General features: G+C 65.1%; 9 protein-coding genes. 3 read left to right on the top strand and 6 right to left on the bottom strand.

The genetic code is table 11. The annotated features are described in order from the left end of the window. Positions 1-22: 22 nt before the first annotated feature. The 3 genes from ACM9HJ_RS23960 to ACM9HJ_RS23950 all read right to left on the bottom strand — a co-directional run bounded on the left by ACM9HJ_RS23960 (position 23) and on the right by ACM9HJ_RS23950 (position 6,235). Positions 23-1,192, bottom strand: a complete 1,170-nt coding sequence (locus tag ACM9HJ_RS23960) for an efflux RND transporter periplasmic adaptor subunit (RefSeq protein ID WP_416574302.1) — start codon at positions 1,190-1,192, stop codon at positions 23-25. Between the two features lie 511 nt (positions 1,193-1,703). Continuing rightward, positions 1,704-2,663, bottom strand: a complete 960-nt coding sequence (locus ACM9HJ_RS23955; RefSeq protein ID WP_416574301.1) for a LysR family transcriptional regulator — start codon at positions 2,661-2,663, stop codon at positions 1,704-1,706. A gap of 74 nt (positions 2,664-2,737) precedes the next feature. Then, on the bottom strand, positions 2,738-6,235 hold the full coding sequence (locus ACM9HJ_RS23950) for an indolepyruvate ferredoxin oxidoreductase family protein (RefSeq protein ID WP_416574300.1): 3,498 nt from the start codon (positions 6,233-6,235) through the stop codon (positions 2,738-2,740). A 390-nt stretch (positions 6,236-6,625) separates the two neighbouring features. Here ACM9HJ_RS23950 and ACM9HJ_RS23945 point away from each other — a divergent pair, with 390 nt between their 5' ends. Together ACM9HJ_RS23945 and ACM9HJ_RS23940 are read left to right on the top strand one after the other, a co-directional pair. Then, positions 6,626-7,114 (top strand): RNA pyrophosphohydrolase, encoded by a 489-nt coding sequence (locus ACM9HJ_RS23945; protein ID WP_416574299.1) that lies wholly within the window; start codon positions 6,626-6,628, stop codon positions 7,112-7,114. Between the two features lie 4 nt (positions 7,115-7,118). Next, positions 7,119-8,939, top strand: a complete 1,821-nt coding sequence (locus ACM9HJ_RS23940; protein WP_416574298.1) for a tetratricopeptide repeat protein — start codon at positions 7,119-7,121, stop codon at positions 8,937-8,939. A 16-nt stretch (positions 8,940-8,955) separates the two neighbouring features. Here the strand turns inward: ACM9HJ_RS23940 and ACM9HJ_RS23935 are convergent, their stop codons facing one another. From ACM9HJ_RS23935 to ACM9HJ_RS23925, 3 genes are all read right to left on the bottom strand, one after another. Then, positions 8,956-9,264, bottom strand: coding sequence for a hypothetical protein (locus tag ACM9HJ_RS23935; protein WP_416574297.1), 309 nt, complete (start codon positions 9,262-9,264; stop codon positions 8,956-8,958). A gap of 306 nt (positions 9,265-9,570) precedes the next feature. Next, positions 9,571-12,495 (bottom strand): TonB-dependent receptor domain-containing protein, encoded by a 2,925-nt coding sequence (locus ACM9HJ_RS23930; protein WP_416574296.1) that lies wholly within the window; start codon positions 12,493-12,495, stop codon positions 9,571-9,573. A 321-nt stretch (positions 12,496-12,816) separates the two neighbouring features. After that, positions 12,817-14,112: a YihY family inner membrane protein gene (locus ACM9HJ_RS23925; protein ID WP_416574295.1), complete on the bottom strand. Its 1,296-nt coding sequence runs from the start codon at positions 14,110-14,112 to the stop codon at positions 12,817-12,819. Positions 14,113-14,187: 75 nt separating this feature from the next. On the opposite strand from ACM9HJ_RS23925, the gene fabI reads away from it, so the two are divergent. Further along, entirely contained in the window at positions 14,188-15,042 is an 855-nt protein-coding gene (gene fabI / locus ACM9HJ_RS23920) for an enoyl-ACP reductase FabI (protein ID WP_416574294.1), read from the top strand. The last annotated feature ends 5 nt before the right edge of the window (positions 15,043-15,047 follow it).

The following is a 15,047-nucleotide window of genomic DNA, read 5'->3' as shown; positions in this document are numbered from 1 at the left end:
CCTACGGCACTTGCCGGAAACCTTACCGCGCCGCCACCTGTGTGGCCGGGCGTTCCATCGCCACCGCCTTGGGCTTCACCACGTCGCCGGGACGGGCGCGCTGGATGCCGTTGACGATGATGCGCTCACCCGGCTGCAACCCACCGGTGACGATGCGCAGGCCTTCCTGCCGGCTGCCCAGCAGGATCGGGCGGTAGGAGACCTTGTTGTCGTCGCCGACGACCAGCACGAACTTCTTGTCCTGGTCGGTGCCGATGGCGCGTTCATCGACCATCACCGCCGGCTGCGGATCGGACCCGCCCACCTTCAGGCGGGCATAGAGGCCGGGAACCAGCAACCCGTCGGGATTGTCGAAGCGGGCGCGCACACGGATGGTGCCCGACACCGGGTCCAGCCGGTTGTCCACGTCATCGATGGTGCCGTTGCGGGAATATTCCGCCTCGTTGGCCAAGCCCAGCTGCACGGGCACACCAGCCTGATCCTTCACCGACGCGATATGGCGCAGATAGGTCTGCTCATCCACATCGAAGGAGGCATAGATGGGGGAGACGGAAACCAGGGTGGTCAGCGACTGCGCACCCGCCCCGGCCGCCACGACATTGCCCACGGTGATTTCCGCACGGGAAACGCGGCCGGCGATGGGGGCGACAACACTGGTATAGCCCAGGTTCAACCGCGCCACCTCCAGCTCCGCCTGGGCACCGCGCAAGGTGGCCTGGGCGTCGCGGGCATTATGCTCGCGCTCGTCCATGGTGCGACGGGTAATGGTGCTGTCGGCCACCAGCTTGGTGGCGCGTTCCAGTTCAGCCCCGGCGAAGCGGACGCGGGCCTGGGCCGCGGCCAGCTGCGCCTCGGCCCGGGACACTTCGGCCCGGTAGGGGGCGGGGTCGATGGTGAACAGCACATCGCCCTTCTTCACCTGGGCGCCGTTCTTGAAGTGGATTTCGGTGATGGTGCCGGAGACGCGGGGACGGACATCCACCCGCTCCACCGCTTCCAGCCGGCCGGAATAGCTCTGCCAATCCACCACCTTGCGGGCCACGACGGGGGCCACATCCACCTCCACGGCGGGGGCGGCGGCGATGGCGACGGGCTTGTCCTCGGCCTGTCCCTGGATGGAGACACCGGCGATCACGGCCAGCGACACACCGGCGGCCATGAGATAGGCCAGCTTGCTGCGCGTAACAGACATTGAGTCAACTCCTGCGAGAAGAGCGAGGACAAGGGTTTCCCGCCGTCAGCGACGGGGGACCACGGAACGGCCGGCCTGCCTTCGTGACAGCTCCGCCGCTGGGTGCCCGGCCTTCCGGGACCCTTGTCCAGCACCTTGGTTTCGGGTTACGGAACCGCATCCGGATGGATGAAGCTCCCTCAATTGTTGCTTTTATCGGATTTGCTGCGCTGCCACTGTGATGGCCGTCGCAGGGATTAAATTATTTTCATCTGCCACCCATGCAATTTTGGACGGCGAGGGAAGTCCTTTAAGTTCAAGATGATAAACAAGATAAGCCCCACGGATGAACATCCGGAGGCATGTGAGCGGGTGCAGCATCGCCCATCAGGCGCAATGAATAAAGCCGGTTTTTCTGAGCAGACAATTCGTCTGGGGCGAACAATCCGTAGGTCGCGGGTGAGCGCCAAGCGAACCCCGACAAGCGACAATGCCTTCAAGGTGTCGGGGTTCGCTATCGCTCACCCGCGACCTACGCGACGGCTCGTCCTTCCTGCTGATAGCAGTCGAATGCCTTGTCCGAGCCCTGCAACAGCGGGCATTTCTCGAACAGGCTGACCACCCAATCCACGAACAGCCGCACCTTCTGCGACGGCTGACGGTTCTGGGGATAGACGGCGGCAATGGGCATGTGCGGCGGCCGGTATTCGGGCAGCACCTCCACCAGTTCACCGCTTTGCAGCTGGGTCAGCACCATGAACAAAGCCGGCTGCATCAAGCCATAGCCTTCCAGGCCGCAGGCGATATAGGCCTCGCTGTCATTGACGGAGATGGCACCCGTGAGCGGGACTTCCAGCGCGGTCCCGTCGGCCATGAATTCGAACGGGTATGAGCGGTTACCCAAATTGGGAGAGAAATAACGCACACCCTTGTGGCTCGCCAGATCGTCCAGGCCCTTCGGCACCCCGTGCTTTTGCAGATAGGCCGGGCTGGCGCAGGTGACGCGCGACAGCAAGCCCAGACGCCGGGCGATCAGCGAACTGTCGGCCAGTTCCCCCACCCGCAGCACGCAGTCGACACCTTCCTGCACGATATCGATCTGCCGGTCGTTCATGCCCAGCTTCAGTTCGATATCCGGATAGCGGGCATGGAATTCCCGCAGCGCCGGGATCACCACCAGCCGGCCGATGGAAGTGGGCATATCGACATGCAGCCGCCCCTTGGGATGGCGCCTGCCTTCGATGAAGCCCGTCTCCACCTCCTCCACCTCCGCCAGGATGCGGATGGCGCGCTCATGGAACGCCTCGCCATCGGCGGTCAGGGACAGGCGGCGGGTGGTGCGCTGAAGCAGGCTGGTGCCCAGATGGGCCTCCAGGTTCTGGATGATGGTGGTGACGGATGCGCGCGGCAGGCCCAGCTTGTCGGCAGCCCGCGCGAAGCCGTTCAGCTCCACCACCTGCACGAAAACCTGCATGGCCTGCAACTTGTCCATTATGCCTCCTGGTCAGTTGGACAGGATAGGCGTTGTGACAGGCCGGCGCTATGCGGCCCGTCACAGGAGAGAGATCACTCCGCCGCCGCGCTGACCGGCGGCACCGGGCGGCGCCAGCGGGACAGCAGTTCCGCCTCCTCCGCCTTGGCCTTGGCCAAGTGCTCTTCCTTCACATGGCCATAGCCACGGATCTTCTCCGGGATGGCGGCGATGTCGGCGGCCAGATGGGCGTTGGCGGGCGACAGGCCCGACAGCAGCTCCTCCACCACGGTGACATAGTCGGTGATCAGCTGGCGTTCCATCACCCGTTCCGGGTTGCGGCCGAACAGGTCCAGGCTGGACCCGCGCAAGCCCTTCAGCTTGGCCAGCATCTTGAAGCCCAGCATCATGGTCGGTCCGAATTCCTGCTTCTTCAGGTGGCCGGTGATCGGGTCGCGCGGTGCGGTGGCCGGCGGCGCCAGATGGAATTTCAGCTTGTAGTCGCCCTCGAACTGGCTCGCGATCTGGGCATGGAAGCGGCCATCGCTGTAAAGCCGCGCCACCTCATACTCATCCTTGTAGGACATCAGCTTGAACAGGTAGCGGGCAACGGCGCGCGACAGGGCATCGCGGCCGGGCGTGCGCTCGGCCTCCACGCCCTGCACCCGGTCCACCAAAGCCTTGTAACGGCCGGCATAGGCGGCGTCCTGGTAATCGGTCAGGAAGGCGACGCGGCGCTCCACCATCTCCGCCAGCGTCTCCGACGCGCGGCGATGACCGAAGGCGCCGGACTTGTCGGGCTTGGGTGCTGCGGCCTCCAGCACGCGGGCCAGATCGATGGCCGCACGGCGGCCCCAACGGAAGGCGTCCGTGTTCATCTTTACGGCGGCGCCATTCATCTCGATGGCCTTCTCGATAGCCACCCCCGTCGTCGGGATCAGGCCCTGCTGATAGGCATAGCCCAGCATGAACAGGTTGGTGGCGATGCTGTCACCGCACAGCGCGGTGGCGATCTTCTGCGCATCGATGGCCGACACGGCATCCACTCCGCCCAGGGCCGACGCGATGGTACGGGTCAGGCTGCCCGACGGCACATTGGCGTCCGGATTGGCGATGAAGGCGGCCGTCATCGTCTCCGCCGTGTTGACCACGGCACGGGTGCGGCCCGCCGCCATCTTGGACAGGGCATCGGCATTGGCCGCCACGACGATGTCGCAGGCCAGCACCAGATCGGCCCCGCCGGCCACGATGCGGTTGGCGTGGATCAGGTCCGGACGCTCGGCGATGCGCAGATGGCTGGTCACCGACCCGCCCTTCTGCGCCAGACCGGCCATGTCCATGGCGGTGAAGCCGCGGCCTTCCAGATGCGTGGCCATGCCGAGGATGGCGCCGATGGTGACCACGCCGGTACCACCGATGCCGGTGACCAGGATGTTCCAGGGCTTGTCCAGCACCGGGATCACCGGCTCCGGCAGCACGCCCCAATCCTCACCCTTTGCCGCCGCCGGCTTGGGCTTCTTCAGGGTGCCACCCTCCACCGTCACGAAGCTGGGGCAGAAACCCTTCAGGCAGCTGAAATCCTTGTTGCAGCTGGACTGGTCGATCTGGCGCTTGCGGCCGAACTCCGTCTCCACCGGCACCACCGACAGGCAGGAGGATTTGGCGGAGCAATCGCCGCAACCTTCGCAGACCAGTTCGTTGATCACCACCCGCTTGGCGGGATCGGGGTACTTGTTGCGCTTGCGGCGGCGGCGCTTCTCGGCGGCACAGGTCTGTTCATAGATGATGACCGTGACGCCCTTCTCCTCGCGCAGGTCGCGCTGCACCTGGTCCAGCTCGTCGCGATGGAACACCTTGGTGCCGTGCGGCAGGCCACGGCCCAGCCCGTACTTCTCCGGCCCGTCGCTGACCACCACGATGCGCGCCACGCCCTCGGCATCCAGCTGCTGGGCGATGTCATAGACCGACAGGGTGCCGTCCACCGGCTGCCCGCCGGTCATGGCGACGGCATCGTTATAAAGGATCTTGTAGGTCATGTTGACCTTGGCCGACACGGCGGCACGCACCGCCAGCAGGCCGGAATGGAAGTACGTGCCATCGCCCAGATTGGCGAAGACATGGTTCTCGCCGGAAAAGGCCGACTGGCCGATCCACTGCACACCCTCGCCACCCATCTGGCTGAACACGTCGGTGCCGCGGCCCATCCAGGTCACCATGTAATGGCAACCGATGCCGGCCAGACCCCGGCTGCCTTCCGGCAGGCGGGTGGAGGTGTTGTGCGGGCAGCCGGAGCAGAAGAAGGGCGTGCGCACCACCGTCGATGACGGCGTGCTCTGCCGCACCCGGTGCTCCATGCGGGCCAGACGCTCCGACACGTAATCATTGGGCCCGAAGGACAGCAGGCGCGCCGCCAGCACGCGGGCGATGTCCACGGGGCTCAGCTCCGCCTTCTCCGTGAACAGGGGCTTGCCGGTATGGTCGGTCTTGCCCAACACGCGGGGGCGACGGTCCCAATGGAACAGCTGCTCCTTGATCTGGAGTTCCAGGACGGAGCGCTTTTCCTCCACCACCAGCAATTCCTCGGTGGTCTGGGCGAAGGTCCGCATGCCTTGCGGTTCCAGCGGCCAGGCCATGGCCACCTTGTAGATACCCAGGCCCCATTCGCGGGCCATCTCCTCGTTGATCTCCAACTCGTCCAGCGCCTGACGGACATCCAGATAGGATTTGCCGATGGTGACCAAACCCAGGCGGGGGGCCTGATGGCCGAAGACGATCTTGTCCAGGTGATTGGCGCGGGCGAACGCGCGGGCGGCGTCCAGCTTCCAATCGATCATCCGCGCTTCCTGGATCAGCGGCGTGTCGTGCAGGCGGATATTCAACCCGCCCGGCGGCAGTTCGAAATCCGTCGGCTCGTTGATCACCAGACGCGCCGGATCGATATCGACGATGGCGGTCGTATCAATGGTGTCGGCGATGCAGGTGAAGCCTACCCAGGCGCCGGAATAGCGCGACAGGGCAAAGCCAACCAACCCCATATCCAGGAATTCCTGCACCCCGGCCGGGTTGATGGTGGGCATGAAGGCGTGGATGAAGGCCTGATCCGACTGGTGCGGCAGGGTGGAGGATTTGCAGGAATGGTCGTCGCCGGCAAAGGCCAGCACGCCGCCATGACGGCTGGTGCCCGCGAAGTTGGCATGCTTGATGGCATCGATGGACCGGTCCACGCCCGGCCCCTTGCCATACCAGATGCCGAACACGCCATCGACCTTGGCGCCCTGCCACAGGTTCACCTGCTGGCTGCCCCAGACGGCGGTGGCGCCCAGTTCCTCGTTCACGCCGGGCTGGAAATGGATATTGCCCTTGGACAGGAACTTCTTGGCCTGCCACAGCGCCTGGTCATAGGCACCCAGCGGCGAGCCGCGGTAACCGGAAATGAAGCCGGCCGTGTTCAGCCCGGCCACCTGGTCCCGCTGCCGTTGCAGCATGGGCAGGCGCACCAGCGCCTGGGTACCGTTCATGAAGGCGCGGCCCTGCTGGAGGGTGTATTTGTCGTCCAAGGCGACGGTCGCAAGCGTGCGGGCGGCGTTGGCCATTTCTTAATACCCTCCCCTATCGGGCCGCTCTATCGAAGCCCGATTATTGACCCTGTCGACTTCGACCGTAACCCACAAAATAGGTCAATGCTACTGACTTATTTTCGATCTGTTTCAGGCATCGTCATGCGTGGAATCGTGCGGGATTTACTGGCTTCCCGGCGCTTTGTTACTGCTGCGCCGCACCATCGCGCTGCAACGGGGAAATTCCGATTCGCCGCCGGCTTCTAAGGGGTCAGCCACCCGTCCACCCTGCCCGGAATCGGGCACGCCGTTAACCTTTGACGGGAAGGTCGCGGCATTTTTGATCCATCGCGGCAGGTGACGCCGCCCCCGCCGCTGGGCTAGGCTGCCGACCAACGCATCAGCAATCCAAAGACCGATAAAACAATGGCCAAGCACAAGCCCGACCCCGCCACCCTGCCCTACCGTCCCTGTGTCGGCATCATGCTGATCAACAAGGATGGCCATATCTTCGTGGCCAAACGCACCGACACGCCCGACGCCTGGCAGATGCCCCAGGGTGGTATCGACAAGGGCGAAACCGCCGCCGATGCCGCCCTGCGCGAGTTGGAGGAGGAGATCGGCACCGCCAAGGCCACCCTGCTGGCCGAAAGCAGCCAGTGGCTGTCCTACGACCTGCCGCCGCATCTGATCGGCAAGGTCTGGGGCGGCAAATATCGCGGCCAGACCCAGAAATGGGTGGCCTGCCGCTTCACCGGCACCGATGCCGACATCAATATCGCCACCGCGCATCCGGAATTCGACGCTTGGCAATGGGTGGCGATGGACAAGCTGACGGCGCTGATCGTGCCTTTCAAACGCGCCACCTATGAACAGGTGGTGGCGGAACTGGGCCATCTGGCCGTGCCGGCCTGATCCCATGGCCGGGTTTCCAGGGGCGGCGGCCCAGCGCATCGGACAATTGCTGCAGGCGGGCCTTGCCGCGCAGAAGGCGGGGCAGGCGACAGCGGCGGAAAACGCCTACCGTCAGGTCCTGGCCATCGACCCGCATAATCCCGATGCCTGGCAGCTGCTGGGCCTGCTGGCCAAGGCGGTGGGGCGGCCGGACCTGGCCGCCGACCATATGCGCCGATCCCTGGACGCCAACCCGCGCCAGCCCGGCGTGTGGAGCAACCTGGGCAATCTGCATCTGGGCGAGGGCCGGCCGGCCGACGCCTTGTCCTGTTATGACCGCGCCATCGCCCTGGTGGCTAACAATGCCGAGTTCCACTACCACCGCGCCAAGGCCCTGCATGCCCTGAACCGGCTGGCGGAGACGGAGAAGGCCTGCGCCGCCGCCCTGCGTCTGGCACCCACGCATGTGCCCAGCCTGCTGATGCTGGGACTGGCCCAGGCGGATGCGGAGAAGCCGGAAGCGGCGGAGACGACGCTGCGGCAGGCCCTGGCCCAGGCGCCTGACCATCCGCTGGCGCTGCTCAATCTGGCCAGCACCCTGCGCCGCCAGCATCGCTATGCCGATGCGGAGCCGCTGGCGCGGCGCGCCATCCAGGCAGCCCCCGCCGCCAAGGAGGGCTGGCTGCTGCTGGGCAACCTGATGGGCGATGTCGGCCGCTATGAGGAAAGCATCGAGGCGTTCCAGACGGTCATCGCCCGCGATCCGCTGGACCGCGATGCCCACCGCAACCTGGCCCGCCGGCTTTGGACCCTGGGCCGGTTGGATAATGTGTTCGACGCCATCTACGTCGTGATGCGAGCCCAGCCGCAATCACCCCGCGCGCTGGATATCGCGTCGGAATTGCAGGCGGAATTCGGCTTCGTCGATGCCGCCATGCAGAACTGCGCCCTGGCCCTGACGCTGGCCCCGGACGATCCGTCGATACTGCGCAGACAGGCTTCCCTGCTGCTGCGCGCCGACCGTCCGGCAGAGGCCGTGCCGCTGCTGCGTCAGCTGGTTGCGGCACACCCGGAGAACCAGCCGCTGCGCAACGATCTGTCCCTGGCGCTGGCCCGCTCCGGCGACCGCGACGCGGCGCGCGATGTCGCCCGCCAGGCCCTGGCACGCGACCCTTATGACCAGTACGCCCTGGCTCTGCTGGGCACGCTGGATCGGCTGGAAGGGGCTGAAAATCCGGATATCGATGGCTGCGTGGCCGTGTTCGACCTGCCCGCCCCGGCGGGATGGACCGACCGCGACATGTTCCTGCGCGACTGCCTCGCCCTGCTGGACCGGCTGCACGATACGGTGAACGAGCCGATCCACCTGACCCTGCGCAAGGGCACGCAGACCAGCGCCAACTTGTTCGCCCAGCGCGACGACAAGGTTCTGGTGGCGCTGCGCGAACAGATTCTGGCCGCCGTGCGTGGCTATGTCGATGCCATGCCGGCCGACAGGGCGCATCCCTATTTCGGGCGGCGCGGCAAGGGCCTGGCCTTCGCCGGTTCCTGGTCCTCGCGCCTGCGCGACGGCGGGTTCCATACCCACCATATCCATCCCGAAGGCTGGATCAGCGGCGTCTATTATCTGCAGGTACCGCCGGCAGCCGATGCCGGCGACCAATCCGGCTGGCTGACCTTCGGCGTGCCCAATCTGGGGCCGGAGATCAGCCTGCCATCCCTGCATGCGGTCCAGCCCCGGCCGGGCCGGTTGGTGCTGTTCCCCTCGTATTTCTGGCACGGCACCGTGCCGTTCCAGGACGAGGTGCCACGCATCACCATTGCCTTCGACCTGATACCCGCCTGAGGCAAGCGCCCCCTCATCAACGGCGGCGACCGTCCAGATCCAGGTTCAGCTGGATCGAGCTGCCATAGTTGCGGTCATGATAAATGATGGCGGCCGGCGGACGCGGCGGCGGTGCATAATAATAGTAATGCACCGGCGGCGGGGGCCGGTAATGGTGATGGTGGTGATGCCGGTCGCGGCGGCCGCGATCATGGTCACGATCATAATAATGATGGTGATGACGGTCGCGCCCGTGGTGATCATCGCGTCCCGCCTGCGCTGCGTTCAGCGGCGCCAGAGCCAGGAACGTGGCCGCCAGGGCGGCCAGGGTGATTGCCTTTTTCATCTGCTTGTCCAATCCACTGCCCGGACCGATGAAGGTCCGTGATGGACAGGCTGACCCCGTATCACGGCCGGAATACGGCAGCGGGGCGGCACGAAATGGCCGAACCCTGTGACAAGATTCTGACCCGATCTCTTACCAACAGCCGCAGGGCTGTTGGAGGCTGGCGACCGCCGGCCCGCCGCACATGCGGCGTGAAGCCAAGGGTGCCGTATGCGCCCGCCCGGCACCTGAGGGAACATGCGCACAAAAGAAAATGGCGGGGCCGAAGCCCCGCCATTCCCAAACTCATGTCCTAAGACAACCAGATCAGAACTTGACCTGGGCGCCCATGAACACGTAGCGGCCCATCGAGTCATACACGCCCGGATAGGTGTTGCCGTTACCGACAACAGCGGCCAGAGCGGAGGACAGCGGCGGATCCTTGTCGAACACGTTGTTCACGCCGGCCGACAGCGACAGGTTTTCGATCGGGCTGAAGGTCGCAGCCAGATCGAAGTAGTTGTAGGCCTTGAACTTCTGGTTCAGCGGATTCACGTTGCCGGACAGCAGCGGGTTGGACGACGTGCCCTGGGCCTTGATGCTGTCGATATAGCGCCAGGACATGGACAGGTTCGCATCCCACGGAGTCGCCCAGGTGGTGCGCAGACGATGACGCCACTCGGGGGTCGGCACGCCGCAGGTGGCGCCATGCAGGCCCACGCAGTCGTATTCGCCTTCACCCGGCAGCGGCTCGCTCTTCGCCGTGTCCATCCAGGTACCGACCATGCTGAAGGACAGCGAGCCGGCATCAGCCAGACCCACGTCATCCAGATCGAAGCGGTAGGCCAGATCGACGTCGATGCCCGAGGTGGACAGCGAGGCGATGTTGACGTTGGTCGCCAGCACGTTGGCAACGGTGCCGATCCACAGCGAACCGGTAGTCGGGTCGCGGGTGATCAGCGAGCAGAACGCCGCGTTGCCGGTGGTGCCGCAACGGTTGACAGCCAGATCGGACGGAACGGTCGAGATGACGTCCTTGATCTTGATCTTGAAGTAGTCAACCGTCAGCGTCAGGCCTTCGATGGCCGTCGGCGTGGCCACGAAACCGATCGAGTAGGTGTCGGAGGTTTCGGGCTGCAGGTTCGGGTTACCACCGTCCAGCGAGTTGTACTGGCCGGCGGTGTTTTCCACGATGCGGCCGTACTGGGCGGCGGTCACGCCCATGTTGGCGCACTGTGCCAGGGTGAAGGTCGGCGTGGCGCCGGCGCAGGGATCCTCGTCCATGTTGAACAGGCCCAAGCCCTGCGGCGTGAACAGTTCCTGGACGTTCGGCGCGCGGACGGCGCGGTTGTAGCTACCGCGGATGCGGAAATCGTCGATCGGGGCCCAGTCACCGGCGATCTTGTAGGTGTCGGTGCCGCCGAAGTTCGAGTAGTCCGAATAACGGTAGCCCAGATCCAGGGTCAGCTGCTTGACGAACGGAGCATCTTCGACCAGCGGCACGCGCAGCTCGCCGAACAGTTCCGTCACGTCGAAGCCACCGGCCACGCCCAGCGTCGGGCCGCCCTGGCCGGCCAGGTCGCCGGTGGCAAAGGCGGTATCGACGGTGCGCTGCAGGAACTCTTCACGATATTCCGCACCGATGGCGATGGCAACGCCGGTGGAAGCGGTCGGGAAGGTCAGGCCATAGTCACCCAGATCCTTCGAAATGCTGCCCGACGCGATCTTCTGCTCGGTATAGCCGCGCTGGAAGCCCGGGGTCTGCAGGAATTCCAGGGCCGCATCGGTCACGCCGCCCGGCGTGAAGATGTTGTACGGGGCGCAGCCGTTCGACTGGTCACGGCAAACGATGTTGCCGGCAGCGTCACGGACGGCGTCCAGGGCCTGGGTGCCGCGGGCGATGGAGAAGTCGTTGTAGTAGGTCTGGGCGAAGTTGACGCGGGCATACTGGCCATAGACGTCATAGTCCCAACCACCGACATCGCCACGGAAGCCGCCGACCATGCGCCAGGAGGTGTGCTGCAGGTCGGACTGACGACCGCCGCCTTCGACGTTACGACGGAACAGCGTCATGCCGACGGTGTTGCTGGTGCCAGCCAGCGAGCCGCAATACTGCGTGCGCTGGGTAGCGGTCAGCATCGGGTTGTCGCAGCGGATGGTGGCGGACACGCCGAACAGGCCGGACGGAGCGATCTGGGCGACGGTCTGGTCGTCCATGAACATCAGCTGCGTATAGGCGGTGATGTTCTCGTTGATCTCGTACTTGCCGAACGCGCCGAGCGTGTAACGCTCGTCGGGACGCTGGTAGTAGTTGATCGGGCCGAAATTGTAGGCACCGGTGGCGGCGGTATAGGCCGACACGCTGCCATTCTCACGGACCTGGGCGTCGCCCGGGGCGGTACCGCCGCCGATGGCGGTGGCCAGGATGCGCGTCGGAGCCGTGGTGCCGGAACCCGAGCAGGTCCACACGCCGTTACCGGCGGCAACCGTACAAGCGGAATAATCGCGCTCGGCCTGGGAGATGGCATCGATCTTACGATAGCCGGCATACAGGGTCACGTTGCCCTTGCCGTCTTCCGTGGAGGCGCCCATGACGACGGTGGCGTCGCGGGTGAAGCCGTCCGTCACGCTGTCATCGGGCAGCGGGAAGTTGCGGGCGCGGACGACGCTGGCGACGGCGTTGTCGTTGTTATGCTGGTAGAAGGAGAACTGATAGTCGAAGGCCACGCCTTCGAAATCGTCCTTCATGATGAAGTTCACGACGCCGGCGACGGCGTCCGAACCGTACACGGCCGACGCACCACCGGTGGCCAGTTCCACGCGCTCCACCAGGGCGCCGGGGATCTGGTTGATGTCGGGGGCGGAACCGCCCGAGCCCGGCGAACCCGGCGGCAGACGCTTGCCATCGACCAGCACCAGGGTGCGAGCGGCGCCCAGGTTACGCAGGTCGACGGTGGCGGTACCGGTCGAACCGTTCGACACCTGGCTGCTCTGGCCGGCGAAGGCCTGCGGCAGGCTGTTGATCAGGTCCTCGACGCGGGTCGTGCCCTGGTACTTGATTTCGTCCTGACCGACCACGGTGATCGGCGACGTCGCGACCAGGTTCGGCGACGCGATGCGCGAACCGGTGACGACGATCTCTTCGATGTCCTGGGCCATGGCCGGAGCGGCGGACATGGCGACGGCGCCGACAGCGGCGCCGGCCATCAGGAGGCCGCGGATCGACCGCGCGGAATATACGGACTGCTTCATCTATCTCTTTCCCTTTTCCAGATGCCCGTTGGTGGACACCGATGGGGTTGCCCCAGATACCAGACCCCCGTTCAGGGCCTGGACCACCCACCGTTTCCCGGATCAGAGACCGAGGCACCGGCGGGCCGCATAGCTGCTGCCCGCAAATAACAATCTATTCTCTCGCGCTTGCAATAGGTGTTTCACATTGGTGACTCCACATTGCTAAGGACCGTTGCATCTTTGCACTCGTACAGTCCGAAGCGCAGGGATTCCGCGCCTTGCCGGTCCGATCACCTGTAACCCGCCGGTACCGCCTTGTAACAGGCGGGTTTCAAGGTTTCAGGCCGGTTCCGAAGGGTTCGTCTGGTCATTTTGCGACGCAAAAATCGTTGCCAGCGAAACGTTCAGCATCTCCTGGCCCGACTGCTCGGCATTTGTGATCAAACCGGCCGTTGCCGCCGCCCATGCGTTGTCCAGGCGCCCAGCCATGACCTTTTCGCCACGAATCGCGAGGTCGAGTGCAGCGCGCAATTCCGCCAGCGTGGCCTTGTGAAGATCACGTGACACCATCCAGGCGCCCCGGCCCGAGCGTTCCACCCAATGGGTCCTGCGCAGGATATGCAGCATGTCGTCGATGACGGGTGCACCCACGGAAAGACGCCGCGTGATGGTCTCCCGCCGCAGGCCCACGCCGCGCCGGCTGGCCTGATGCAGCACATCCAGGATGGCGACGGCCGCCATCAGGCGCTGACCGCCCGTCAACCCCTCGCCATTCTCGTTCAGCCGGCCCGCCCGCCATTCCGGCAGCGACGCCGCCACCTCCGCCCCGAACAGCACGATGGACCAGAGCAGGTAGAGCCAGAGCAGGAAGGTGGGCACCACCGATACCGCGCCATAAATGGCCTCATAGGTGGGAAACAGCGTGACATAGAGGGAGAAGCCGGTCTTCGCCAACTCCGTGGCCAGCCCCGCTACCGCCCCGCCGATCAGCGCATCCTTCCACCCCACCTCCCGGTTGGGGATGGCCACATACATGAACGAAAAGGCCAGTGTCTCGAACAGCAGCGGCAGCAGCGACAAGAGGAAGATCAGCACGGGTGAGCCGCCCACCTTGAACTGCGCCATGGCCCCCAGGCCCAGCGACAGGCTGCCGCCCAGCACCAGCGGCGCCATGGTCAACACCGCCCAGAAGGACAGCAACCGGATCAGCAGCGGGCGCGGCTCCGCCGCCCGCCAGATGGAATTCAGCGCACTTTCGATGGAGAAGAACAGCAATATGGCGGTGGCCGTCAGGCCGACGATGCCGAAGCCGGTCAGTGCCCCCGCCTTGGCCACGAAGGTGCCGGCATAGGCCTGGATCTGATCGCCCACCTGCGGCACCAGATTCTGGAACAGCAGCGTCTCCGCCTGCTTGCGCACCCGCCCATAGGCCGGAAACGCCGTGAAGATGGCGAACACCACGGTCAGCAGCGGCACCAGCGCCAGCAGCGTCGTATAAGTCAGGGCACTGGCCGACACGAAGCCCTTGTCACGGGAGAAACGGTGGGCGGCATGGCGCAGGATGCCCGCCGCATCGATCAGCGGCGCCAAGGGCTTGGCCGCCCGTTCCCACAATAACCCTGCCCCGCCTGCCATGCGTTTGACCCCCCATTCCGTTCGTGTAGGATGCGCCCCGATTTATGGCCGACCGGCCATGGCGGAGAAAAGAGAATGACGAACAGCGCCCCGACCCAAACCAGCAGCGGCCTGATGGCCGGCAAGCGCGGCCTCATCATGGGTGTCGCCAATGACCGTTCCATCGCCTGGGGTATCGCCCAGGTTGCCGCCCAGCACGGCGCCCAGCTGGCCTTCACCTATCAGGGCGACGCCCTGCTGAAGCGCGTGAAGCCGCTGGCCGAACAGGTCGGTTCCGACATCCTGCTGCCCTGCGACGTGACGGACGAGGCCAGCATCGATGCCGCCTTCGCCACCATCAAGGAGAAGTGGGGCGAGCTGGATTTCGTGGTGCATGCCATCGCCTTTTCCGACAAGAATGAGCTGGACGGGCTGTACCTCAATACCACACGCGCCAACTTCCTGAAGAGCCTGGATATTTCCTGCTACTCCTTCACCGCCGTGTCACAGCGCGCCGTGCCGCTGATGAAGGAAGGCGGCAGCCTGCTGACGCTCTCCTATTACGGCGCCGAAAAGGTCATGCCGCATTATAATGTCATGGGCGTGGCCAAGGCCGCCCTGGAGGCCAGCGTCAAGTATCTGGCCAACGACCTGGGCCCGCAGGGTATCCGCGTCAATTCCATCTCCGCCGGCCCGATCAAGACCCTGGCCGCCAGCGGCATCGGCGATTTCCGCTATATCCTGAAATGGAACGAGCTGAATTCGCCGCTGCGCCGCAACGTCACCATCAACGAGGTCGGCAATGCCGGCCTGTTCCTGCTGTCCGACCTGGGCAGCGGCGTGACGGGTGAGAACCTGCATGTCGACAGCGGCTATCACACGGTGGGCATGGTCCAGGTGGACGCTGCCGTGGAGACGGGCAAGCTGCTGGCCGGCATGGGCGAGGGCTGATCCAA

It is taken from the genome of Niveispirillum sp. KHB5.9 (genome assembly GCF_048066115.1).
Lineage (GTDB): Bacteria > Pseudomonadota > Alphaproteobacteria > Azospirillales > Azospirillaceae > Niveispirillum.
The sequence above is the reverse complement of the archived record's forward strand: the minus strand, read 5'-3'. Positions and strand labels throughout refer to the sequence as shown.

Excerpts from the sequence above, each read along its gene's own strand:
- ACM9HJ_RS23960 (WP_416574302.1), bottom strand. The coding sequence starts at position 1,192 with ATGTCTGTTACGCGCAGCAAGCTGGCCTATCTCATGGCCGCCGGTGTG.
- ACM9HJ_RS23955 (WP_416574301.1), bottom strand. The coding sequence starts at position 2,663 with ATGGACAAGTTGCAGGCCATGCAGGTTTTCGTGCAGGTGGTGGAGCTG.
- ACM9HJ_RS23950 (WP_416574300.1), bottom strand. The coding sequence starts at position 6,235 with ATGGCCAACGCCGCCCGCACGCTTGCGACCGTCGCCTTGGACGACAAA.
- ACM9HJ_RS23945 (WP_416574299.1), top strand. The coding sequence starts at position 6,626 with ATGGCCAAGCACAAGCCCGACCCCGCCACCCTGCCCTACCGTCCCTGT.
- ACM9HJ_RS23940 (WP_416574298.1), top strand. The coding sequence starts at position 7,119 with ATGGCCGGGTTTCCAGGGGCGGCGGCCCAGCGCATCGGACAATTGCTG.
- ACM9HJ_RS23935 (WP_416574297.1), bottom strand. The coding sequence starts at position 9,264 with ATGAAAAAGGCAATCACCCTGGCCGCCCTGGCGGCCACGTTCCTGGCT.
- ACM9HJ_RS23930 (WP_416574296.1), bottom strand. The coding sequence starts at position 12,495 with ATGAAGCAGTCCGTATATTCCGCGCGGTCGATCCGCGGCCTCCTGATG.
- ACM9HJ_RS23925 (WP_416574295.1), bottom strand. The coding sequence starts at position 14,112 with ATGGCAGGCGGGGCAGGGTTATTGTGGGAACGGGCGGCCAAGCCCTTG.
- fabI (WP_416574294.1), top strand. The coding sequence starts at position 14,188 with ATGACGAACAGCGCCCCGACCCAAACCAGCAGCGGCCTGATGGCCGGC.